This is a genomic window from Pseudomonas moorei, assembly GCF_008801475.1.
GTDB lineage: Bacteria > Pseudomonadota > Gammaproteobacteria > Pseudomonadales > Pseudomonadaceae > Aquipseudomonas > Aquipseudomonas moorei.
Genome location: NZ_VZPP01000007.1, coordinates 1 through 22,817 on the forward strand (window position 1 = coordinate 1; position 22,817 = coordinate 22,817).

Genomic DNA, 22,817 nt, shown 5'->3' on the forward strand with positions numbered 1-22,817 from the left:
TGCCCTCCGGTTGGCTTCGCGACGACCTACATGCAGCGTGTTCGACTGCGTCGAACGGCGCTGCGCGCCACTCCCCGGATGCACACCTCCACTCAGCCTCCCGAAGGGGCGGGTGGATCAAGATCAAGAGCTGCAGGCGAGCTAACGCTCGGCCTGATGAGTGGTGAAGAGCGGATGGGTGTACGCCGACTTGCTTTTCTGTAGGAGCGAGCCTGCTCGCGATGAACGTCCGGGCAACGCGGGCATTCAGGCAGCCCGCGTCATCGTTGACGTCCATCGTCGGAACGCCGCCCGGAGCAGGCTCGCTCCTACGGGGGCGCTAGCGAATGAAGTGAATCTTGCCGGTATCGTCGTTGCCGATGTAGATGCCGTAGACCCCAGCCTGCCGCTCTTCGATGTAGCGTTCGAGAATCTGCCGGATCGCCGGGTAATAGATGCTGTCCCAGGGAATGTCCTCGGGCGCGAAGAATTTATAGTCGAGGGTTTCCGGCCCGTACTGGCCGGTGATTTCCAGGGCGATGGCGCGGAAGATGATGTACACCTCGCTGATCTTCGGCACGCTGAAGATCGAGTACGGCGAAAGGATTTCCGCGCGTACGCCGCTTTCTTCCCAGACCTCGCGCAATGCCGCCTGCTCGGTGGTTTCGCCGGCTTCCATGAAGCCTGCCGGTAGCGTCCAGGTGCCCGGACGCGGCGGGATGGCGCGCTGGCACAGCAAGTACTTGCCGTCCTGCTCGATGATGCAGCCGGCGATGATTTTCGGATTGACGTAGTGGATGTAGCCGCAGCCGCGGCACATCAGGCGCTCGTGCGTATCGCCCGGCGGCAGCTGTTGACCCAGGTCAGGACTGCCACACTTCGGACAAAAGCTCGGGCTGAACATGATCAACGACCTATGCGGGGTTCTTTGAGTGCGATGGGCTGGGTGATCTCGGGGATTGCCCCGGTCTCTTCCTGCTTGCGCTTGAGGTAGTCGAGGGCCACGGTGGCGGCGGCGCGGACGTGGTCGACACAGGCCTGGTGAGCGGCCAGCGGATCACCGCTCTTGATCGCCTCGACCATGCGTTCCATTTCCTGGTTACTGGCGCCACGACGGTTTTCCTGGGACACCGAGGTCGCGCGCAAGTAACTGATGCGCGCCTGCAACTGGCGCAACTGGGTAGCCGCGACATGGTTGCCGGAGCCTTCGAGCAACACGTCATAGAAGCCCTGCACGGAGTCGATGACCTGTTGCAGTTCACCTTCCTTCAAGGCCTGGCGGTTTTCTTCCAGGGCTTTTTCCAGGGCCTTGATGTCCTTGGCCTTGGCGCGCAGGGTGAACAGCTGGACGATCAGGCCTTCGAGTACGCAACGCAGCTCGTAGATATCGACCGCGTCGGCCAGGGTGATGATCGCCACGCGTGGGCCCTTGGCGTCGGCGAATTCCACCAGACCTTCGGATTCCAGGTGGCGCAGGGCTTCGCGCACGGAAGTACGACTGACGCCCAGGCGATCGCACAGATCGCGTTCGACCAGACGGTCTCCCGGCAGAAGCTGGAAGTTCATGATGGCGCTTCGCAATTTATCCAGCACGATTTCGCGCAGGGTAACGGGATTGCGATTGACCTTGAAGCTGTCGTCGAGTGGCAGGCGTTTCATGGGGTCCGCTCTGATTGTGGCTGTCCATGCAAAAAAAGCACTTCGATTGCAGCAATCTCCGTGCTCGGTCGGATCAAACAGCCAAGGGGTTAACTGGAGGCCTCGGCATCGGCTTCGGCGAAGGCTTCACGGGCGAGCCGGAAACTGTCGACGGCAGCGGGAACACCGCAATATATGCCGACCTGAAGCAGAATTTCGCGTATTTGCTCACGACTCAAGCCGTTACGCAAGGCGCCGCGCACATGCAGCTTGAGTTCGTGCGGCCGGTTGAGGGCCGAGATCATCGCCAGGTTGATCATGCTGCGCTCCTTGAGCGACAGACCCTCGCGACCCCAGACGTGACCCCAGCAGTATTCGGTGACCATTTCCTGCAGGGGGCGGGTGAAGTCGTCGGCGTTCTCGATGGAGCGATTGACATAGGCTTCGCCCAGCACCTTAGTGCGGATCTGCAAGCCTTTCTCGTACTTCTCGTACTTCTCGTTGTTCATTGCGATGATCTCCATGGATCAGTTGCCCCTGCAGGAGCCGGTTTGCCGGCGAAGCGCCCTCAAGAACGCTATCGCCAGCAGGCCGGGCTCCTGCAGGTATTCATTCAGAGCCCGCCCATCAGGGTGTACTTGAGTTCAAGGTAGTCCTCGATGCCGTACCTGGAGCCTTCGCGGCCCAGGCCTGAGGATTTTATTCCGCCAAAGGGCGCGACTTCGGTGGAAATCAGCCCTTCGTTGATCCCGACCATGCCGTACTCCAGCGCTTCGCTCATGCGCCAGGCGCGCCCCAGATCGCGGGTGTAGCAGTAGGCGGCGAGGCCGAATTCGGTGTCGTTGGCCATGTGCACGGCCTCGGCTTCGCTGTCGAAGCGGAACACCGCCGCCAGCGGGCCGAAGGTTTCCTCCCTGGCGACTTTCATCTGCGGGGTGACGCCGGCCAGCACCGTTGGCTGGAAGAAACCGTTGCCCAGCGCATGACGCTCGCCGCCGCACAGCAGGCGGGCGCCCTGGGCGAGTGCGTCCTGCACATGGTCTTCGACCTTGGCCACGGCGCGTTCATTGATCAACGGACCTTGAGTGATGCCCGCCTCGAAACCGCTGCCGACCTTGAGCTGCGATACCCGCTCGGCCAGCCGCGCGACAAAGGCGTCATGAATGCCGTCCTGCACCAGGAAACGGTTGACGCAGACGCAGGTCTGCCCGGCGTTGCGGAACTTGGCAATCAGCGCGCCTTCCACGGCACGCTCCAGGTCGGCATCGTCGAAGACGATGAACGGCGCGTTGCCGCCCAGTTCCAGCGAAACCTTCTTCAGCGTCGGCGCGCATTGCGCCATGAGCAATTTGCCGATCGCCGTGGAGCCGGTGAACGACAGTTTGCGCACCAGCGGGCTGGCGGTCAGTTCGCCACCGATGGCGATGGCGTCGCCGGTGATCACGTTGAAGATGCCCGCAGGAATGCCCGCCTGTTCGGCCAGCGCGGCCATGGCCAGGGCCGAGAACGGCGTTTCCGGCGCCGGCTTGACGATGCACGGGCAGCCAGCGGCCAGTGCCGGGCCGGCCTTGCGGGTGATCATCGCCGCCGGGAAGTTCCACGGCGTGATGGCCGCGACCACGCCAATCGGTTCTTTGCTGACGACGATGCGTGCATCGCCCTTGTGGCTGGGAATGGTGTCGCCATAGATGCGCTTGGCCTCTTCGGCGAACCACTCGATAAAACTGGCGGCGTAGAGGATTTCACCCTTGGCTTCGGCCAATGGCTTGCCTTGTTCGAGGGTGAGGATCTCGGCCAGGGCGTCGGCGTTCTCCAGCATCAGCGCGTGCCAGCGCTTGAGCGTGTTGCTGCGCTCCTTGGCGGTCAACCCGCGCCAGGCCGGCCAGGCTTTATTGGCGGCCTCGATGGCCAGGCGCGCATGCTCGGCGCCAAGGTTCGGCACCTGGCCGATGAGTTCACCGGTGGCCGGGTTGAAGATGTCCTGTTGCGTGCCGTCGGGTGCATCCAGCCATTGGCCGTTGATGTACGCCTGCTGGCGGAACAGTGATGAGGCTGCTGGGCTCATGCCGGCTCCTGAGTAAAGTGGTGGACCCTGTGGGAGCAAGCCAGCTCGCGAAAAAACCGAGAACGCCAAGGGCTGTCAGGCAGCACGCGTTATCGTTCACGACCATCGTCGAGCGCCGCCCGGAGCAGGCTCGCTCCTACAGGGACTGTGTCAGGCCAGGGTGGGCAGTGGGCCCAGTTTGCCTTTGTGGTAGATCATCGGCGTCACCGGTTGCTCGGGCAGAATCAGGTTCTTCACCGCGCCGACGATGATGGCGTGATCGCCGCCGTCGTATTCGCGCCACAGTTCGCACTCGATGATCGCCGTGGCCTTGGCCAGCAGCGGGTTGCCGAGTTCGCTCAGGTGCCAGTCGATGCCTTTGGCCTTGTCCTTGCCTTTGCCGGCAAAGGCATAGGCTTCGGCGGTCTGGTCGGCGGACAGCAGGTGAATCGCGAATTGCTTGCTGTCGCGCAGCACCGGGTAGGTGTCCGAAGCATAGTTGGGGCAGAACAGCACCAGGGCCGGATCAATCGACAACGCACTGAAGGCGCTGGCGGTGATGCCGACGATGCCGCCGTCGGGGTCCAGGGTGGTGACCACCGTGACGCCGGACGGAAACGAACTCATGACGTCTTTGTAAATGCCGGGCTCGATCATTTCTCTGGACTCCTAGCGCATCACGAATGGATCAGGCATTGGCGCCTGGGAAAGGTTGATCCACACCGTTTTCAGCTCGGTGTAGGCCAGCACCGAATCGATGCCGCTCTCGCGTCCATAGCCACTGTTCTTGAACCCGCCGATCGGCGCCATGGCCGAAACCGCGCGGTAGGTGTTGACCCAGATGATCCCCGAACGCACGTCACGGGCCAGGCGATGGGCACGGCCCAGGTCGCGGGTCCAGATGCCGGCGGCGAGGCCGAACTGCGAGTCGTTGGCGATCGCCAGGGCTTCGGCTTCGTCCTTGAAACGGATGACGGAGGCCACCGGGCCAAAGACTTCTTCCTGCATGATCTTCATCGAGTTGCGGTCGCATTCGAACAAGGTCGGCTCATAGAACCAGCCCTCGCCCAGATGCTGCGGACGCTTGCCGCCCAGGCGCAGGCGCGCGCCTTCGGCAATCGCATCGGCGACCAGGCCTTCAACCACCGCCAGTTGCTGGGCGGTGGCCATCGGGCCCATTTCGCTGCTGTCTTCCTGTGGGTTGCCGATGCGGATGCGCTGGGCGCGTTCCACCAGGCGACCGACGAATTCGTCGTAGATTTCGTCCTGCACCAACAGGCGCGAACCCGATACGCAGCTCTGCCCGGAGGCGGCATAGATCCCGGCGATGGCGCCGTTGATCGCGCTGTCGAGGTCGGCGTCGGCGAAAATGATGTTCGGTGATTTGCCGCCCAATTCCAGAGACAGCTTGGCGAAGTTCTCGGCGCTGCTGCGCACCACATGTCGCGCCGTGGCCGCACCGCCGGTGAAGGCGATTTTGCGGACCAGCGGATGGCGGGTGAGGGCGGCACCGGTGCTTGGGCCGTAACCGGTGACGACGTTGACCACGCCCGGCGGAATCCCGGCTTCCAGGGCCAAACGGGCCAGTTCGAGAATGGTCGCCGACGCGTGTTCGGACGGCTTGATCACGATGGTGTTGCCCGCCGCCAGCGCCGGGGCGAGCTTGATCGCGGTCAGGTACAGCGGGCTGTTCCACGGAATGATCGCGGCGACCACGCCCATGGCTTCGTGCACGGTGTAGGCAAACAGGTCTGGCTTGTCCAGCGGCAGGGTGCCGCCTTCGAGCTTGTCGGCCAGGCCTGCGGTGTAGTGGAAAAACTCCGGCAGATAGCCGACCTGACCCCGGGTTTCGCGAATCAGCTTGCCGTTGTCGCGGCTTTCCAGCTGCGCCAGTTGTTCCTTGTTTTCGGCGATCAAGTCGCCCAGGCGCCGCAGCAGTTTGCCGCGCGCGGTGGCGGTCAGGCCACGCCAGGCCGGGCTGTCGAAAGCCGTCTGCGCAGCCTGCACGGCGCGCTCGACATCGGCTTCGTCGGCATCGGGCAGTTCGGCCCAGGGTTCGGCCAGGGCCGGGTTCAGGCTTTCGAAGGTCTTGCCGGACAGGGCATCGACCCATTCACCGCCGATGCACATCTGGAAGCGTGCGAGTGTCATGCAACGATCCCCTTTATATGGTTTTGTCGGGAGTGCGCTTTATCGAGAAATTCCAGCAACAGCTGGTTGACCAGGCGCGGCGATTCTACGGGCATCATATGCCGCTGTTCGGCGAGGACGGCAACGGTCGCGCCGGGAATGCGTTCGGCCAGTTGCCGGGCCATCTCCGGGGTCGAGCCGGGGTCCAGTTCGCCGGTGGCGATCAGGGTCGGCACCTGGATGCCGGGCAGATCATCGGCGCGGTACATGTCCTGGGTCGCGAACAATTCATAGGTGGTCAGGTAACCCTGGGGGTCGTTGCCTGCCAGTGTCTGGCGAATCGCGGCGATCTGCGCCGGATTGGCCGCCTGGTATTCGCGGCTGAACCAGCGCGACAACGCCGCTTCGGCGTTGGCGTCCGGTCCATGCTCGGCGGCCTGGCTGGTGCGGGCGATCACACCGGCGCGCTGTTCGGCGCTGCGGTTGAACACGCTGTTGAGCACCACCAGGCTTTGCAAGCGTTGCGGGTAATGCAGGGCGAAGGCCCGCGCCACCAGCCCGCCCATGGAGAAACCGATCACCGCCGCCTTGGGCAGTTGCAGGTGATCGAGCAGCTCCAGCAACTGGTCGGCATAGCCGAGCAGGGGCGTGCCGCTTTCCGGGCGCGGACTGGCGCCATGACCGAGCATGTCGTAGGCGATAACCCGGTACTGGGAGGCCAGGCCAACGATCTGGCCGCCCCACATTTCTTTATTCAGGCCCACGCCGTGGATCAAGACCACGGGCTGGCCTTGGCCGGTCGCCAGGTAACTGGTTCCAGCCGGGGTGGTTTCAGCGGTGAGCCGAATCATGGAGCGCTCCTGCATACCTTCTTGTTGTCGTTATGCCGGCCGTCTTACTGGGCTTTCTCGGCCGCCAGTTCTTCAAGATCGATGTAGCGGTTGCCGATGCGTGGGTGCAGGCGGCCGCCATCGGCGCAACCCAGGACCACGACTATTTCGTCGGCACGCGGTGCGTCTTCGATCTTCATTTCCAGGGTGATGTAGTGCGAACGCAGGCCTTCATCGTCCTTGTGCATCATCGGGATCTGGATCGAGGTGCCCGGGCCGCCGCGTTTGTTGGTGAAGCTCAGGTAGCTCTTGGCTTTCACGGCTTCGCGGTAATGGTTGCCGAAGCGCAGGGTGTGGATCACGGCCGAGGCGTGCTCGATTTCGCCGTCGGCGCCGACCACGGCCGCCTTGCCGTAGGCTTCGATCTTCTCGGCACCGCCGATCAGGCCCACCAGGCGTTCAACCATCATGGCGCCGAGGTCGGAGCAGTTGGCGCGGATCTGTGGTTTCAGGTCTTCGACAAAGCCGTTGCCCACCCAAGGGTTTTTCATCACCACGGCCAGCCCGACCATGGTCACAGGCGTATCGCTGGCCTTGCCGCCTTCGATAAAGGTTTCTTCGATGTAGCTGACGATCTTGCGGATTTCGAAACTCATGAGCGGCTCCATTTCAGAGTGAAAAAGTGTCTGTGCGTCTGATGGTATACCATAATACCGTTAGTGCAAGACCCTGAATCGAGTTTCTGGTCGGAAGGTGCGCAAACCCGCGAGCCATTGATCGGATGGCGGTGTTGAATAGTTGAAAAGGGGAACTGCCGAGCGCCGGACATGCCTTTACCGTAGGGATCCAGCCAATCGGGCTCGACAAGGCATACAGGCAAGGTGCGCAATTGAACGCTCAGCGGTTTTACGTGGGCTGCGCCGGCTGGAGTCTGGGCCGCGAGCATCTTTTGGCGTTTCCCACCCAGGGCACGCACTTGCAACGCTATGCAGCGATTCTGGGCAGCGTTGAAATCAACAGCTCGTTTTATCGCCCTCATCGTCGGCAAACCTATGCTCGCTGGGCTGATTCGGTGCCAGCCGACTTTCGCTTTTGCGTGAAGATGCCGAAGCTGATTTCCCACGTCCGGCGTTTGCAACACTGCGAGCAGGAGCTCGATGACTTTCTGGGCCAATGCTTGGGGCTGGGCGATCGTCTGGGTTGCCTGTTGCTGCAACTGCCGCCGTCACTGGCGTTTGCAGAGCCGCTTGCCGATGCATTTTTTGTCGCTTTGAGGCAGCGGTTTTTCGGGGAGGTGGTATTGGAACCGCGTCATGAATCCTGGACCGATGCCGAGCCACTGCTGGTGCGCCATCGCATTGCCCAGGCGGTGGTGGATCCGTCGCGTATCAGCACCGATTCAACGCCGCGAGGGTGGCAGGGGGTCAAGTACTGGCGGTTGCATGGTTCGCCACGCATTTACTACAGCGCCTATGAGCAACATTGGCTTGAAAACCTCGCTCACACGTTTAAGGCCACCGCCGAGGGGCAAGCCACCTGGTGCATGTTTGACAATACCGCCAGCGGCGCTGCGCTGGGCAATGCCTTGACGCTGGCGGCGTCTTTACACGGCGAAGCCTGAGCGCGGCGTCGAATGAGCCCGCGCTCAGGCTTCAAGGTCGTGCCGGTCAGGAATCAGGCCGCCATGCCGTCGCCCAGTGACTTCTTGTAAGAAGCCTTCATCGCCTCCATTTGTGCCCCCAGTTCGTCCAGTTGCGCTTTGCCCAACAGCTTTTTGGCCTGAGGAAACATCTCCGTTTCTTCCTCTTCGATGTGATGCTCAAGCAACTCCTTGACCACCTTGGCGCGCCCGGAAAATTCCACACTGGCCGGGTCGGTGGCCTTCAGGTCAGGCAGCACCAGGGAGTCGACCGTGCGGTGCTCTTCCTTGGCCTCGTAGTACATTTTTTCCTGTTCTTTACCGCCGGCTTTTTTGTAGGCCGGGTAGAGAATTTCTTCTTCAAGCTTGGTGTGGAGGGTGATCTCCATTTCCAGTTTGCCAATCAACTCGGCGCGTTTTTTTACCGCGCGCTCGGTTGAGTCGTTCAGCTGGGTCAGGATGGCTTTTACTCGTTCATGGTCGGCTTTCAGAATGTCGATGGCGTTCATGGTTCAGCCTCTGCTGTCACGGGAAGTCAGGACCGGTCGTTGCCGGCAATCTCTGTGGTTGCCCCAGGACAGGAGCATCAGCTGTGCCAATTTGCTCGCGCCGCAACGGCCTCTGATATCAATGACTTGGCGGGGGCAGTGGCGCAAAGCCTCATGCAGCTTGCCCGAGCGCTGTCGTGCCGGCATTGCAAATCGCGGGCAGCGGCACAGGCGCGAAGGGGGTGGCCCAGCACCCGGCACTGCCACCGGTCCATGGCCCGGGAAAACTGATGGAATTTTCCGTGGCCGGTCAAATCTCCTGTTCAACGAGCAGCGTTTCGTTTGATCGCCACCTGATGTCAGGGGCAGACGACATGCACTGCCCAGGAGAATGACCTCATGACCGTGTTCAAACCCTTGTCCGGCACCTCTTCGACACTGGCTGATTCAAGCCAGGAATCGTTTCGCGACCTCTATGCCGTGCTCTACAGCCATGGGCCCGATGCCGGACTTCGGGCGCAAACCTTCCTGGGCCAACAACTGGCCCGCGCCGCCGAGCGGCCGTGTGACCTGCCCGAAGCGCCGGAGCAATTGTCGGCATGGGCCGAACAGCATTGCGCCGAGGTGGCACGCGACTATGCCCGGTACATCGAGGAGCGCCAGCAGGGGGCCGCGCGCCATTATTTTCAGAACAAGGCTCACGCGCTGTATTTCCTGCAACGGGTAGCGCCGACAAAAGAGGTCGATGGCGCCTGGCTGGAGAGGGTGGTGGATCGCTGGCAGGATCACCGGTTCGACGGTCTGCTGACCACCTACCTTGAGGAACTCGGCAGTGGCGATCCCCGGCAGAACCATGTGGTGATTTACCGCCAGTTACTGGCCGAACATGACGCGCAGGATCAGCAAGGCCTGGATGATGAAAACTATCTGCAGGGCGCGATTCAACTGGCGCTGGGACGCTGCGGCGCGGCGTTCATGCCGGAGGTGATCGGCTACAACCTCGGTTACGAGCAACTGCCATTGCACCTGTTGATCACCGCGTATGAACTGCGTGAGCTGGGTATCGACCCCTACTATTTCACCCTGCACGTGACGATCGACAACGTCAGCAGCGGCCATGCACGCAAGGCTGTCCAGGCGCTTCTGGACCTGATGCCAGTTGAAGAAGGGCGTGACGAATTCTATCGCCGCGTCGCCTTGGGTTATCGCCTGAATGATCTGGGAACAGGCTCGACAGCGGTGATACAGGGCTTCGATTTGCATCGCGAAGTGCTCGCCATGCTCGAGCGCAAACGCAGCTTCGGTCAGCACATGCATTCCGATTACTGCCGGATCGAGGGCAGGACCGTGAATGAGTGGCTATCGGCGCCCGGCCAGGTCGAGGACTTTCTCGGCGCGCTGGAGCGCAAGGGTTGGATCAAGCGCCATTGTCCACCACAGGAAAGTCGCTTCTGGAATTTGATCGAAGGTGGCGCTGCCGCCATGTTCGGCGTGTTCAGTGGGTACGAGAAGCAACTGCTTCGCGACTGGATGGCCGGTGACTGGCAAGACCCGAAACGTCAGCCGTTACCGCGTCGCCAGCACAACGACAGCATCGCCGACGCCGGGTGGGCGGATGATCCGGAACTCAAGGCATTACAGGACACCCTGAGCGGGCAATCGCCACGGCAACAGCTGGAGTCGTTGATCCCCTGGCTCTCGGCACAGCGTCATTGCCGTCCGGCCGGACTCTACGCGACCCGACGATTCATTGAATTGCGTACCCGTTTGCGCTGACCCCTTTGCACTGACTCAAGGAGCGCCACATGTCAGTACAACAGATCGCCGATCGAGGCTTGCTGGCGTTGGGCAAGCGATTGCTCGCCGAGGGTTATCATTTCGTCACCCCGACCCCGTTGACTCACGAACGCATCCTCCAGCGCCTGGCGACACCGCTGGCCCAGGACCTGCGCGATGCTTTCGGTTGGTCGATGCCGTTCGATCACACGCTGTTTTCAACCGCCGAACTGACGGCGTTGGAGCAGGCGGGCATCGTCGAAAGGGATGGCTCGCTGTGGCGTAGCACTGTGCGCTGGTCGACCCTGGAAGGATTGCTGTTCGCCCATTCGGCGTACCCGACGACCCAGGCCGACTCGGTGTTTTTCGGTCCCGACAGCTACCGCTTTGCCCGTTTGATCGAAGCGCATTTTCAGCAGTGCTTCGAGCCTGTGCGGCGCGCGGTGGACATCGGTTGTGGTGCCGGCGTCGGCGCGTTGATCGTTGCCCGCGCCCGACGTGACGCTCAGGTGCTGGCCGTGGACATCAACCCGCGAGCGCTGCGACTGTCGGCGGTCAACGCCGAGTTGGCCGGGGCCAACAACGTCACGGTCTATCACAGCGATGTGCTGGGCAGCGTCGAAGGTGCATTCGATCTGATCATCGCCAACCCGCCCTACATGAATGACAGCCAGCACCGCGCCTATCGCGATGGCGGCGGCGCCCTCGGCGAAGCCCTGTCACTGCGCATCGTTCGCGAAGCCTTGCCGCGCCTGCACAGGGGCGGCAGCCTGGTGCTGTACACCGGGGTAGCGATGGTGGCCGGGCGCGATCCATTTCTGGAGGCCGTGCTGCCCATGCTGTCCGGCGACGCCTTTGCCTGGACCTATCGGGAGCTGGACCCTGACGTGTTCGGTGAAGAGTTGCTCAAGCCCGGTTATGAACGGGCCGAACGCATTGCGGCCGTGGCGCTGACTGTTACCCGCAGACGCGAGGCGTGACCATGAACCTGGCGCCCCGGTTTGGCATCGAGGAAGAGTATTTCATTACCAATCTCACGACCCGCCAAATGCACGCTGAACCTGGCGCTCAATTGCCATCGGCCACCGTGCGCTCGATTTCGGCCACCTTGCGCCGCTGCTCCTCAAGCTTTTGCTCCTCGGTCAGCGGTTGCGTCGGCGGATTGGCTTCGTCCCGATGCTTGGCGTCATCCGACTCGGCAGGGTTGAACAGGTCATCGTCGTTCATGGTGCTTTCCTCCAGTGTCTGCATATTGGAGGGGGTGCGATGGCAGGAGTTCGGTTCTTTTTTTGAACGTGGGCACGCCGCTCGCAAGGCGTGGCGTATTGCGTGGACGACTCGATCTACTAATCTCTCCATTCGGCGCCAGGAGGACGGTCATCATCATGCAAAAGGGTAAAACCGCTGCACCACCAGAAGAGGGCGGCACTGCGTCCGAGCAGATAGACACCAAGATCAAGGAACTGGACGACTGGCGAGGCAAGACGCTTGCGCGGGTCCGGGCGCTGGTCAAGGAGGCCGACCCTGACGTGGTCGAGGAATTGAAATGGAGAGGGGTTCCGGTGTGGTCCCATGCCGGGATTATCTGCACCGGTGAAACCTACAAGAACGCGGTGAAGATGACCTTCGCCAAGGGGGCATCACTGGACGACCCTTCTGGGCTGTTCAATGCCAGCCTTGATGGCAATACCCGGCGTGCCATTGATATTCATGAAGGCGACGAGATCAATGAAACCGCGCTGAAGGCGCTCATACGAGCGGCTGTGGCGCTTAATACGTCGAAAGGGGCGTGAGTGGGAGCGGCGTTGGCTGAGTGACCCTTGCCTGTCAATAAGCCGCCTCGCGGGACGAGGCGGCCAGCACATCAATGCATCTTGCTGTGGTCCATCATGCTGCCGTGATCCATGGTGCCCAGCGCCTTGGCTTCAGCTTCGATGTTGATCGTCTCTTTCTCGCCCTTGGCGTTTTCCACGATCAGGGTCAGGGGCACTTTGCTGCCTTCCTTCACTTGGGCCGTCAGGTCCATCAACATGATGTGGTAGCCGCTGGGGTCGAGGCTCACCGGCTTGCCGGCCGGCAATGCGACGGATTCGACCTGACCCATCTTCATCACGTCGTCTTTCATGCTCATCTGGTGAATCTGCACGGTCTTGGCGACGGGCGACTGCACGCTCAGCAGTTGGCTGTCAGTGTCCGCCTGCAGGGTCATGAAGGCCCCAGTCGAAGGCTGGCCGGCCACGGTCGCGCGGACCCAGGCGTCGCTGACCTGGGTTTGCGCCGATACCTGCCAGGCCATGCCGATCAGGGACAGGCCCAGGGCCAGTTGTTTAACACGCTTTGCGCAGAACGAAGTCATCAGCAGACCTCCATGACGGTGAGCAGGTCTTCTGCGCACTCTTTTGCGGTAAGGGACGCGGACAGCCCCAGGCGCAAGTTGCCCCTGGAATCGAAGACGTAGCTGGTCGCGGTGTGGGAGAGGGTGTAGGTGTCGCCGCTCGGGACCTTTTCATAGAACACGCCGAACTCCTTGGCGGTGGCGGCGGTTTCTTCCAGGGTGCCGTACAACGCCTCGAAACTCGGGTCGAAGGCCTTGACGTATTTGTCGAGCATTTGCGGGGTATCGCGCTCGGGGTCGAGGGTGATGAAGATCACTTGCAGGCGTTCGCCGTCGCGGCCCATCAGCTTCTTGGCCTGGGCGGCGCGGGCCAGGGTCGTCGGGCAGACCGCCGGGCATTGGGTGAAGCCGAAGAAGATCATCGGCATCAGGCCACGGTAGCTGCCGAGCATCCGGGTCTCGCCCTGGGCGTCCTTGAGCTTGAAATTACGCCCCATGATCTTGTCGCTCAGATCCTTGCCGTACTTGAACGACAGCTTGCTGCTGTCATCGCAGCCGGCGAGCAGGCCAAGGCTCAGCAGGCCCATGCCTTGCAGGACCGTGCGACGGGTATACAACGTACTCATGGAAAAAAGCTTCCTGTGTCACAACTGAAAAACCACAGTGCCTGACGCATCAGACGAAAAAAAGCGCGTGGATGTTAACAAACTGTTGCCCCATGGCGCTTAATCGATCGCCCGCCGGTCATGCGCCAAATGGTCGCGGCCCAGCCGTACACAACCCGATAAATGGCGCTTTCGCCGCTGATCCGGTGCAGGAGCGAGCCGGCTCGCGATGGACCCGAGAGCGCCGCGGGGTGTCAGGTGGCCAGCGTTATCGTTAGCGCCCATCGCGAGCCAGCTCGCGCCTGCAGACGCCTCCTCTGCACTTTTAGAGCGCGATGTCGGGCACCGTGCACCAGTGCGAAGCGGTTTCCTGAAGTCTCCCCGCCTGAGACATCCACCACCGACAAGCCTGCTTTTTCGCCAGAAACCTTGCTCGCAAGGGGGTGGCGCTCCTGTTTTCACCGCCATAAACAGGCGCCTTCACTCGACTGGCACAAAGGCTGCATTAGTCCCCTCAAGTCCCTCTGAACAAGAGGGGCAGCCCTCTCGGTCAACGACGATCGACTGGCCGCACAGGTCGTGGGCTACATCGGTGGATCAGGCATAGCCGTCTGGTTTCAACACCGCAAAAGAACAGGCAAAGACGCCTGGAACCGTAAGGTTTCAGGCGTTTTTTTTTGCTTTTTTTTCCGTGATTGGCTTTGGGCAGGTGTCGTTTATGAATTCCAATGTAGCCACGTTGAACAAGCCGCAAACGCTGGTCGTGATCGGCAACGGCATGGTCGGACATCATTGTGTGGAGCAGTTGATCGAACGCGGCGCCCTTGACCGCTATCGCCTGCATGTCTTCAGCGAAGAGCCGATGCGCGCTTACGACCGTGTGCACCTTTCCGAATACTTCTCCGGCCGCGATGCGGAGTCGTTGGCGCTGAGCGATGCGTCGTTGTACCAGACGCCCGGCGTCACCTTGCACCTGGGCGTGCCGGTGCTGGAAATCGACCGCGCAGGGCGTCAGGTCATCACCGCGCAAGGGTGTGTCAGCTACGACAAACTGGTCCTGGCCACCGGTTCGTACCCCTTTGTGCCACCGATTGAAGGCGCCGAAGGCGATTCGCGGCTGGTCTATCGCACCCTCGAAGACCTCGATGCCATTCGAGCGGCGGCGGCCAATGCCCGGCGCGGCGTGGTGGTCGGCGGTGGTCTGCTCGGTCTGGAAGCGGCCAATGCGCTCAAGAGCCTGGGCCTTGAAGCCCATGTCGTGGAGTTCGCCCCGCGGCTGATGCCGGTGCAGCTGGACGATCTGGGTGGCCTGGCGCTCAAGGCGCAAATCGAACGCCTGGGTGTCGGGGTGCATCTGTCCCGCGCTACGCAATCGATCAGCGCCGGTGAGGACTATCGCTATCGGATGAATTTTGCCAACGACGAATTCCTCGAAACCGACCTGGTGGTGTTCTCCGCCGGTATCCGTGCGCAAGACGCGCTGGCTCGCCAATGTGCGCTGGAGATCGGTCCGCGCGGTGGCGTGGTGATCGACGATACGTGCTTGAGCTGTGACCCGAACATCTATGCCATCGGCGAGTGCGCATCGTGGAATGGCAGCCTGTTCGGCCTGGTCGCGCCCGGCTACCAGATGGCACGCAGCGTCGCCGCGCGGCTGTGCGATGACGTCGCCGAGCCGTTCCAGGGGGCGGACATGTCGACCAAGCTCAAGCTGCTGGGCGTCGACGTCGGCTCCATCGGCGATGCCCACGCCCATACGCCCGGTGCCCGCAGCTACCAATTCATCGACGAGACGAGCGCCAGCTACCGGCGCCTGGTGGTGGATGCCACCGGCAAACGCGTGCTTGGTGCGGTGCTGATCGGTGACAACAGCTATTACGACACCCTGCTGCAATACATGCAGAACGCGATTGCCCTGCCGTCCGAACCGGCCGCGCTGATCCTGCCGTCGTCGGAAGGGGCACCCACCCTCGGGCCGGGCGCCTTGCCGGAAGCGGCGACGGTCTGCTCCTGCCACAACGTGACCAAGGGCGCCATCTGCTCGGCCATCGACGGCGGCTGCACCGACCTGGGCCTGCTCAAGGCGCAGACCAAGGCCTGCACCGGTTGCGGCGGTTGTGCCGGTCTGCTCAAGCAAGTCTTCGAGCATGAGTTGATCGCCCGTGGCGTCAGTGTCGACAAGAGCCTGTGCGAACACTTCGCCTTCACCCGCCAGGAGCTGTATGCCCTAGTGCGGGTAGAAGGAATCATCACCTTCGAGGAACTGCTGGCCAAACATGGCCGGGGTCACACCGGTTGCGACGTGTGCAAGCCGGCCGTGGGCTCGATCCTCGCGTCGTGCTGGAACCAGCCGATCATGGACCCGTCGCTGGTGCCGTTGCAGGACACCAATGACACCTTCATGGCCAACATGCAGAAGAACGGCACGTACTCGGTAGTGCCGCGCATTCCCGGTGGCGAGATCACTGCCGATAAATTGATCGCCATAGGCGTCGTCGCGAAGAAATACGACCTCTACACCAAAATCACCGGCGGCCAGCGGATCGACCTGTTCGGCGCCCAGTTGCATCAGTTGCCGGACATCTGGGGCGAACTGATCGAAGCCGGCTTCGAAACCGGCCACGCCTACGGCAAATCGACCCGCACGGTGAAGTCTTGCGTCGGCAGCACCTGGTGCCGCTACGGCGTGCAGGACAGCGTGCAGATGGCCCTGACGATCGAGGACCGCTACAAGGGCCTGCGTTCGCCGCACAAGCTCAAGTTCGCGGTGTCCGGTTGCACCCGCGAGTGCGCCGAGGCGCAAAGCAAGGACGTCGGCGTGATCGCCACCGAGAAAGGCTGGAACCTTTACATTGCCGGCAACGGTGGCATGCGTCCGCGTCACGCCGAGCTGTTCGCCACCGACCTGGACGACGCCACCCTGATCCGCTACATCGACCGCTTCCTGATGTTCTACATCCGTACCGCCGACAAGCTGCAGCGCACCTCGGTCTGGCGCGAAAGCCTGGAGGGTGGTCTGGATTACCTCAAGGACGTGATCATCCACGACAGCCTGGGCCTGGGCGCCGAACTGGAGTCGCAGATGCAACTGGTGGTCAACCGCTATGAATGCGAATGGGCCAACGCCCTCAAGGACCCGGAAAAACTCAAGCGCTTCCGCACCTTCGTCAACGACAAGCGCCCGGACCCGGACATCCATTTCGTCCAGGAGCGCGGTCAACGCCGCCCGATCATGGCCGCCGAACTAAACCTTATCCCTGTCACCGAGGAGCGTGTCTGATGAACCCGTCCAATACCCAACGCATCAACCGCGAAGAACAGTGCGCAATCTGGCAATCGGTGTGCAGCCAGCAGGATCTGGTGGACGACTCCGGTGTGGTGGTGTGGCTGGACGGCGCGCAGGTGGCGTTGTTCTACCTGCCGGGCATCGAGGGCAAGACGCTCTACGCCATCGATAACCACGATCCGCAATCGGGGGCCAATGTCATCGGTCGCGGCCTGGTGGGCAGCATCAAGGGCGATCTGGTGGTGGCGTCGCCGATCTACAAGCAGCATTTCCGCCTGGAAGACGGCTCCTGCCTGGAGTACCCGCAACAGCGATTGCGGGTCTGGCCGGTGCGGTTGAACGATGGGGTCGTGGAGGTCGGGGTGGCCTGACGGTTCAGGCCATTCACATCAGGAGTCGGATATGAAGACAGCCGCACAGTTGCTCAAGCTCAAAGTCGTGGAGAACCAGCAAGTGCACAGCATCGCACCGGATGCGATGGTGCTCGAGGCCGTGAAGAAAATGGCCGAAAAGAACGTCGGTGCTCTGCCGGTGATCGAAAGGGGTGAAGTCGTCGGGGTGATCAGCGAGCGCGACTATGCAAGAAAAGTCGTTTTGCTGGGGCGCTCGTCAGTCGGCACGCCGGTCAGGGCGATCATGAGTTCGCCGGTGATCACGGCCGACAGCCAACAAAGCATCGAGCATTGCATGGCGGTCATGACGGACAGCCATTTGCGTCACTTGCCCGTGGTCGAGAATGGCGAGCTGATTGGTTTGCTGTCGATTGGCGATCTGGTCAAGGAAGCGATTGTCGAGCAGGCCAACTTGATTCGTCAGTTCGAACACTATATCCGCGGGCATTGAAACCGGAGCTGGCTTGCCAGCTCCAACAGGGTCGGCGGCGCGGCTTTAGAGGTATTTGTCCGTGACAGCGCCTTCAGAGGCGCTGGACACGGTCTTCGCGTACTTGGCCAGTACCCCGCGTTTGTACTTCGATTCCGGACGTACCCAACGGCGCTTGCGCTCGGCCAGTTCGGCATCGGAGACATCGACCGTGATCTGCCGGGTTTCGGCATCAATGGTGATCCTGTCGCCGTTTTCGATCAGCGCAATCGGCCCGCCGTCATAGGCCTCGGGCGTGATATGCCCCACCACGAAGCCGTGGGAGCCGCCGGAGAAGCGGCCATCGGTGATCAGCGCCACGTCCTTGCCCAATCCCTTGCCCATCACCGCCGACGTCGGCGAGAGCATTTCGCGCATGCCCGGTCCGCCCTTGGGGCCTTCGTAGCGGATCACGATCACTTCGCCGGGTTGCACGTCACCGTTGAGGATGCCGGCCAGTGCGTCTTCTTCGCCGTGGTAGACCCGTGCCGAGCCTGCAAAGCGCAGGCCTTCCTTGCCGGTGATCTTGGCCACCGCGCCGCCGGGCGAGAGGTTGCCGCGCAGCACCACCAGGTGCGAGTCCTTTTTGATCGGTTGGTCGAAGGGCAGGATCACGTCTTGCCCGGCGGGGTAGTCGGGGACGTTCTCGAGGTTTTGCGCCAGGGTCTTGCCGGTGACGGTCAGCACATCGCCGTGCAGCATGCCGGCTGCCAGCATGCGTTTCATCAAGGGTTGAATACCGCCGATGGCCACCAGTTCGCTCATCATGTACTTGCCACTGGGGCGCAGGTCGGCGACCACGGGAGAAATCTTGCCCAGTTCGACGAAGTCATCGAGGGTCAGTTCGACGTCGACCGCGTGGGCCATGGCCAACAGATGCAGCACTGCATTGGTCGAGCCGGCGAGGGCGATCACCACGCGAATGGCATTTTCGAAAGCCTTGCGGGTCATGATGTCGCGGGGTTTGAGGTCGAGCTTGAGCAGTTCCATGACCTGCTGGCCGGCACGGAAACTGTCCGAAGCCTTGTCGCTGCCGATGGCGTCCTGGGAACTGGAACCGGGCAGGCTCATGCCCAGTGCCTCGATGGCCGAGGCCATGGTGTTGGCGGTGTACATGCCGCCGCAGGAGCCAGGGCCGGGAATGGCCACTTCCTCGATCTGTTTGACCTGGATTTCGCTGATGTCCCCGCGCGCATGCTGACCCACGGCCTCGAACACGGAGATGATGTCGGTGTGCCCGGCACCGGGACGGATGGTGCCGCCGTAGACGAAGATCGACGGCCGGTTCAGCCGCGCCATGCCGATCAGGCAGCCCGGCATGTTCTTGTCGCATCCACCCACGGTCACCAGTCCGTCGAAGCCTTCGCAACCGACCACCACCTCGATGGAATCGGCAATCACCTCGCGGGACACCAGCGAATATTTCATGCCTTCGGTGCCGTTGGCGATGCCGTCGGAAATGGTAATGGTGTTGAAAATCACGCCCTTGGCACCGGCGGCATTCGCGCCTTTTTCGGCTTCGATCGCCAGTTTGTCGATGTGCATGTTGCAGGGCGTGACCATCGCCCAGGTGGAAGCAATGCCGATTTGCGGTTTCTTGAAATCTTCGTCGGTGAAGCCTACCGCCCGGAGCATGGCGCGGGCAGGTGCGGCCTCCACGCCGTCGATGACTTGAGAGGAGTATTTGCGCAAATCGTCTTTATCGCTCATGACCATGCACCCGTTGAGACAAACAGCATCAGTATAGAAGTCCCACCGCGTGTATCCGGACTATCCAGTCGGCAACAGACGCGCGGGTTTGCCGTGTCGTGATATTCTTCGCGCCAACTTGGTTTGACCTATTCAGTTTTCCTGTTCTCGAAACAGGCGAACGGAATCACTGTCGCTCAAGTAGCTGAAGCCAAAAAAGATAAGAAGTCAGTTCAGAAGGGACATATAACTGGGGTCGATGCAGTTCGTCGGCCTTGTGTGCCCACCCTCCAATCCAGATGTGCCGCAACCCTTGACCTGCCGTTAAACGCGGGGCTGCGTGCGTGAGGATGGAAGGGCGGATGACGTTTTATCATTAGGTGCTACAGATGTTTAAGAAAGTGAACACGGCCCTGCTGGGGCTGGCTTTGTCGTTGGGGATGACGACGGCCCAGGCCGAAGAAGCCAAGAAAGTCGATGTGCTGCTGATTGGCGGCGGCATCATGAGCGCAACCCTCGGCGTCTGGCTCAATGAGCTGGAACCAGGCCTGTCGATGGAGATGGTCGAGCGCCTCGATGGCGTCGCCCAGGAAAGCTCCAACGGCTGGAACAACGCCGGTACCGGTCACTCCGCCCTGGCTGAGTTGAACTACACCCCCGAAGACGAGAATGGCAAGGTCCAGATCCCGAAAGCCGTTGAAATCAACGAAGCTTTCCAGATCTCCCGTCAGTTCTGGGCCTGGCAGGTTCAGCAAGGCGTGCTGAAAAACCCGCGCTCGTTCATCAATTCCACGCCACACATGAGCTTTGTGTGGGGCGATGACAACATCAAGTTCCTGAAGAAGCGCTACGAAGCCCTGCAAGCGAGCCCGCTGTTCGCCGGCATGCAGTACTCCGAAGACCCGGCCGTGATCAAGAAGTGGGTTCCGCTGATGATGGAAGGGCGTGACCCGAACCAGAAAGTCGCGGCCACCTGGACACCCATCGGTACTGACGTGAACTTCGGCGAAATCACGCGCCAGTTCGTTGCTCACCTGCAAACCACGCCGAAATTCGACTTGAAGCTGTCCAGCGAAGTGCAGGACATCACCAAGAACGCCGACGGCAGCTGGCGTGTCAGCTACAAAAACCTGAAAGACGGCAGCAAGACCGAAACCGATGCCAAGTTCGTGTTCATCGGCGCCGGCGGCGGTGCCCTGCACCTGCTGCAGAAATCGGGCATTCCCGAAGCCAAGGAGTACGCGGGCTTCCCGGTAGGCGGCTCGTTCCTGGTGACCGAAAACCCGGCCATCGCCGAGCAACACCTGGCCAAGGCCTACGGCAAAGCGTCCGTTGGCGCACCGCCGATGTCGGTTCCACACCTGGACACCCGCGTGCTGGACGGCAAGCGCGTGATCCTGTTTGGCCCGTTCGCGACCTTCTCGACCAAGTTCCTCAAGGAAGGCTCGTACCTGGACCTGCTGACCACCACCACCACGCACAACGTGTGGCCAATGACCAAGGTCGGCATCAAGGAATACCCGCTGGTCGAGTACCTGGCCGGTCAACTGATGCTGTCGGATGAAGATCGCCTCAATGCCCTGAAGGAATACTTCCCGAACGCCAAAGCCGAAGACTGGCGCCTGTGGCAAGCGGGCCAGCGCGTGCAGATCATCAAGCGTGATGAAGCCGCCGGTGGCGTGCTGAAGCTGGGCACCGAGATCGTCGCTTCCCAGGACGGCACCATTGCCGGCCTGCTGGGCGCATCGCCAGGTGCCTCGACCGCTGCACCGATCATGCTGTCGGTACTGCAGAAAGTCTTCAAGGACAAGGTCGCGACGCCGGCCTGGCAAGAGAAGCTGCATCAGATCGTGCCGAGCTACGGCACCCAACTCAATGGCAGCCCTGAGAAAGTGGCGCAAGAGTGGGCCTACACCGCCAAGGTGTTGGAACTGACTCCTCCGCCGGTGATCGGTCAGGCTGCTGCTCCGGCTGTCGAGGCTGAAAAGCCGAAGGCGCCGAAAGAGAACGCCTCGGCTGATATGGCGTTGTGATCCGCGAGTCCCATCGCTATGAATGGGGCGCCTGGATAAGCTGATCCGCGATAGAGAAAGCCCGCTGAACCGGTGACGGTCAGCGGGTTTTTTTTGAATCTTCACGCAAGCAACGAACGTATTACCCCTGAGCGGCCGGCGCAGGCGGCCTCACGGTCGACCAATCACCTGCATCCTGTGGGAGCTGGCTTGCCAGCGATGGCGGCCCTGAGCGCGGCACAATATCCAGAGGCGTCATAGCCGGCAAGTTCCTGCTGGCGCTATTCTCTAGCCTGATCGATGACCGGAGCGGAGGCTGGGTTGGCATGAGGGCAGGGCAGGTGGATGTCGATGTGGACAGCGTGGTGGTTGGCGCCGGAGTGGTTGGCCTGGCGGTGGCCAGGGCGCTGGCCATGAGCGGGCGCGAAGTGGTCCTGGTCGAGGCCGGCGCAGGCATCGGTGTGGGTATCAGTTCGCGCAATTCCGAAGTGATCCACGCCGGCATTTACTACCCCGGCGGCAGCCTCAAGGCGCAGTTGTGTGTGGAGGGCAAGCAACGTTTGTATGCCTTCTGCGAAGAGCGCGGCGTGCGCTATCAGCGTCTGGGCAAGCTGATCGTGGCCAGCGATGATGCGCAACGGCTGGCCTTGCAGGCACTGCTTGGGCAGGGTCGGCGCAATGGTGTCGATGACCTGCAATGGCTGGACGCCGATCAGGCGCGGGAGCTGGAACCGGCGTTGTCCTGCGTCGCTGCGCTGTGGTCGCCGTCCACCGGCATTGTCGACGCCCATGGGCTGATGCTGGCGTTGCAGGCCGATGCCGAAGCCCGGGGCGCGTCCCTGGCGTTTCAAACGCCGTTGCTGTCTGCGCGCTGCATCGAACAGGGCTTCGAACTGCACATGGGCGGCGCCGAGCCCATGACGTTGAGTTGCCGTGAGCTGATCAATTGCGCCGGGTTGTCCGCGCCGCAGGTGGCCAGTCAGATTGAAGGGCTGTCCTCGCAGCACGTTCCCGTGGCGCATTTGTGCAAGGGCAGTTATTTCAGTTTCAGCGGCCGGGCGCCGTTCCGGCATCTGGTTTATCCGGCGCCGGAGAGTGCCGGCTTGGGCGTGCACATGACCCTCGACCTCGGCGGTCAGGCGCGTTTCGGGCCGGACGTGGAATGGGTCGACGAAGTCGACTACCGCGTGGCCCCCCATCGCGCCGATGTTTTTTACCAGGCGATCCGGCGTTACTGGCCAGGGTTGCCCGATCACAGCCTGCAACCGGCCTACAGCGGCATTCGCCCGAAAATCAGCGGGCCGAATGACCCCGCCGCCGACTTCCGCATCAGCGGCCCGACCGAGCATGGGGTGCCGGGATTGGTGAACCTGTTCGGCATCGAATCGCCAGGCCTGACCAGTTGCCTGGCGCTGGCGGGGCACGTACTGAAGCAGCTTGCCTGACGCCCTGTAGGAGCAAGCTCACTCCTACAGGATCAGGATCAGGTCGGTTTGATGACCGGT

At 61.8% G+C, this 22,817-nt stretch carries 22 protein-coding genes; 9 read left to right on the forward strand and 13 right to left on the reverse strand.

Annotated features, from left to right (window positions below; translation table 11 throughout):
- Positions 1-319: 319 nt before the first annotated feature.
- The 8 genes from F7R06_RS14425 to F7R06_RS14460 form a co-directional block, all read right to left on the reverse strand.
- Positions 320-883 carry an NUDIX hydrolase gene (locus F7R06_RS14425; RefSeq protein WP_090319567.1) on the reverse strand — a complete coding sequence of 188 codons (564 nt, stop codon included), beginning with the start codon at positions 881-883 and terminating at the stop codon, positions 320-322.
- A 2-nt stretch (positions 884-885) separates the two neighbouring features.
- The gene (locus F7R06_RS14430) at positions 886-1,638 is read right to left on the reverse strand and encodes a GntR family transcriptional regulator (RefSeq protein ID WP_020800935.1); all 753 of its coding nucleotides are present in this window, start codon (positions 1,636-1,638) and stop codon (positions 886-888) included.
- An 89-nt stretch (positions 1,639-1,727) separates the two neighbouring features.
- Positions 1,728-2,126 (reverse strand): carboxymuconolactone decarboxylase family protein, encoded by a 399-nt coding sequence (locus tag F7R06_RS14435; RefSeq protein WP_090319570.1) that lies wholly within the window; start codon positions 2,124-2,126, stop codon positions 1,728-1,730.
- 104 nt (positions 2,127-2,230) lie between these two features.
- Positions 2,231-3,682 (reverse strand): NAD-dependent succinate-semialdehyde dehydrogenase, encoded by a 1,452-nt coding sequence (locus F7R06_RS14440; RefSeq protein ID WP_090319573.1) that lies wholly within the window; start codon positions 3,680-3,682, stop codon positions 2,231-2,233.
- Positions 3,683-3,832: 150 nt separating this feature from the next.
- The gene (locus F7R06_RS14445) at positions 3,833-4,318 is read right to left on the reverse strand and encodes a flavin reductase family protein (protein WP_090319577.1); all 486 of its coding nucleotides are present in this window, start codon (positions 4,316-4,318) and stop codon (positions 3,833-3,835) included.
- A gap of 12 nt (positions 4,319-4,330) precedes the next feature.
- Positions 4,331-5,812, reverse strand: a complete 1,482-nt coding sequence (locus F7R06_RS14450) for an aldehyde dehydrogenase (RefSeq protein WP_090319580.1) — start codon at positions 5,810-5,812, stop codon at positions 4,331-4,333.
- Complete coding sequence (locus F7R06_RS14455; protein WP_090319583.1) at positions 5,809-6,642, reverse strand: alpha/beta fold hydrolase; 834 nt, start codon at positions 6,640-6,642, stop codon at positions 5,809-5,811. Before F7R06_RS14455 ends, F7R06_RS14450 begins: the two co-directional genes overlap by 4 nt.
- A gap of 44 nt (positions 6,643-6,686) precedes the next feature.
- The gene (locus F7R06_RS14460; RefSeq protein ID WP_090319586.1) at positions 6,687-7,277 is read right to left on the reverse strand and encodes an amino acid synthesis family protein; all 591 of its coding nucleotides are present in this window, start codon (positions 7,275-7,277) and stop codon (positions 6,687-6,689) included.
- Between the two features lie 233 nt (positions 7,278-7,510).
- Between F7R06_RS14460 and F7R06_RS14465 the strand changes: the two genes are divergently transcribed.
- Entirely contained in the window at positions 7,511-8,242 is a 732-nt protein-coding gene (locus F7R06_RS14465; protein ID WP_090319590.1) for a DUF72 domain-containing protein, read from the forward strand.
- 53 nt (positions 8,243-8,295) lie between these two features.
- Here F7R06_RS14465 and F7R06_RS14470 read toward each other — a convergent pair whose 3' ends face one another.
- Positions 8,296-8,769: a PA2171 family ribosome-binding persister protein gene (locus tag F7R06_RS14470; RefSeq protein ID WP_090319594.1), complete on the reverse strand. Its 474-nt coding sequence runs from the start codon at positions 8,767-8,769 to the stop codon at positions 8,296-8,298.
- A 378-nt stretch (positions 8,770-9,147) separates the two neighbouring features.
- On the opposite strand from F7R06_RS14470, the gene F7R06_RS14475 reads away from it, so the two are divergent.
- Positions 9,148-10,524 carry an iron-containing redox enzyme family protein gene (locus tag F7R06_RS14475; RefSeq protein WP_090319597.1) on the forward strand — a complete coding sequence of 459 codons (1,377 nt, stop codon included), beginning with the start codon at positions 9,148-9,150 and terminating at the stop codon, positions 10,522-10,524.
- Between the two features lie 29 nt (positions 10,525-10,553).
- Entirely contained in the window at positions 10,554-11,504 is a 951-nt protein-coding gene (locus tag F7R06_RS14480; RefSeq protein ID WP_090319599.1) for a methyltransferase, read from the forward strand.
- Positions 11,505-11,592: 88 nt separating this feature from the next.
- Here F7R06_RS14480 and F7R06_RS30765 read toward each other — a convergent pair whose 3' ends face one another.
- Complete coding sequence (locus F7R06_RS30765; protein WP_162842368.1) at positions 11,593-11,751, reverse strand: hypothetical protein; 159 nt, start codon at positions 11,749-11,751, stop codon at positions 11,593-11,595.
- Between the two features lie 158 nt (positions 11,752-11,909).
- On the opposite strand from F7R06_RS30765, the gene F7R06_RS14485 reads away from it, so the two are divergent.
- Complete coding sequence (locus F7R06_RS14485; protein WP_090319604.1) at positions 11,910-12,317, forward strand: DUF1801 domain-containing protein; 408 nt, start codon at positions 11,910-11,912, stop codon at positions 12,315-12,317.
- 71 nt (positions 12,318-12,388) lie between these two features.
- On the opposite strand, the gene F7R06_RS14490 is transcribed toward F7R06_RS14485, so the two are convergent.
- Positions 12,389-12,880: a copper chaperone PCu(A)C gene (locus F7R06_RS14490; protein ID WP_090319606.1), complete on the reverse strand. Its 492-nt coding sequence runs from the start codon at positions 12,878-12,880 to the stop codon at positions 12,389-12,391.
- Entirely contained in the window at positions 12,880-13,485 is a 606-nt protein-coding gene (locus F7R06_RS14495; protein WP_090319609.1) for an SCO family protein, read from the reverse strand. Before F7R06_RS14495 ends, F7R06_RS14490 begins: the two co-directional genes overlap by 1 nt.
- A gap of 697 nt (positions 13,486-14,182) precedes the next feature.
- Between F7R06_RS14495 and nirB the strand changes: the two genes are divergently transcribed.
- The 3 genes from nirB to F7R06_RS14515 are packed head-to-tail and all read left to right on the forward strand — an operon-like array spanning position 14,183 to position 17,593.
- Positions 14,183-16,744, forward strand: a complete 2,562-nt coding sequence (gene nirB, locus F7R06_RS14505; protein ID WP_090319612.1) for a nitrite reductase large subunit NirB — start codon at positions 14,183-14,185, stop codon at positions 16,742-16,744.
- Positions 16,744-17,121: a nitrite reductase small subunit NirD gene (nirD, locus tag F7R06_RS14510; protein WP_090319615.1), complete on the forward strand. Its 378-nt coding sequence runs from the start codon at positions 16,744-16,746 to the stop codon at positions 17,119-17,121. Before nirB ends, nirD begins: the two co-directional genes overlap by 1 nt.
- Positions 17,122-17,152: 31 nt before the next feature.
- Positions 17,153-17,593: a CBS domain-containing protein gene (locus tag F7R06_RS14515; protein ID WP_090319618.1), complete on the forward strand. Its 441-nt coding sequence runs from the start codon at positions 17,153-17,155 to the stop codon at positions 17,591-17,593.
- A 45-nt stretch (positions 17,594-17,638) separates the two neighbouring features.
- Here the strand turns inward: F7R06_RS14515 and ilvD are convergent, their stop codons facing one another.
- Positions 17,639-19,321 carry a dihydroxy-acid dehydratase gene (gene ilvD / locus F7R06_RS14520; RefSeq protein ID WP_090319621.1) on the reverse strand — a complete coding sequence of 561 codons (1,683 nt, stop codon included), beginning with the start codon at positions 19,319-19,321 and terminating at the stop codon, positions 17,639-17,641.
- Positions 19,322-19,689: 368 nt separating this feature from the next.
- Here ilvD and mqo point away from each other — a divergent pair, with 368 nt between their 5' ends.
- Positions 19,690-21,333 (forward strand): malate dehydrogenase (quinone), encoded by a 1,644-nt coding sequence (mqo, locus tag F7R06_RS14525; RefSeq protein ID WP_090319625.1) that lies wholly within the window; start codon positions 19,690-19,692, stop codon positions 21,331-21,333.
- A 305-nt stretch (positions 21,334-21,638) separates the two neighbouring features.
- A complete protein-coding gene (locus F7R06_RS14530; protein ID WP_425415196.1) occupies positions 21,639-22,757 on the forward strand; it encodes an NAD(P)/FAD-dependent oxidoreductase in 1,119 nt (372 codons plus the stop codon).
- Positions 22,758-22,817: the final 60 nt, after the last annotated feature.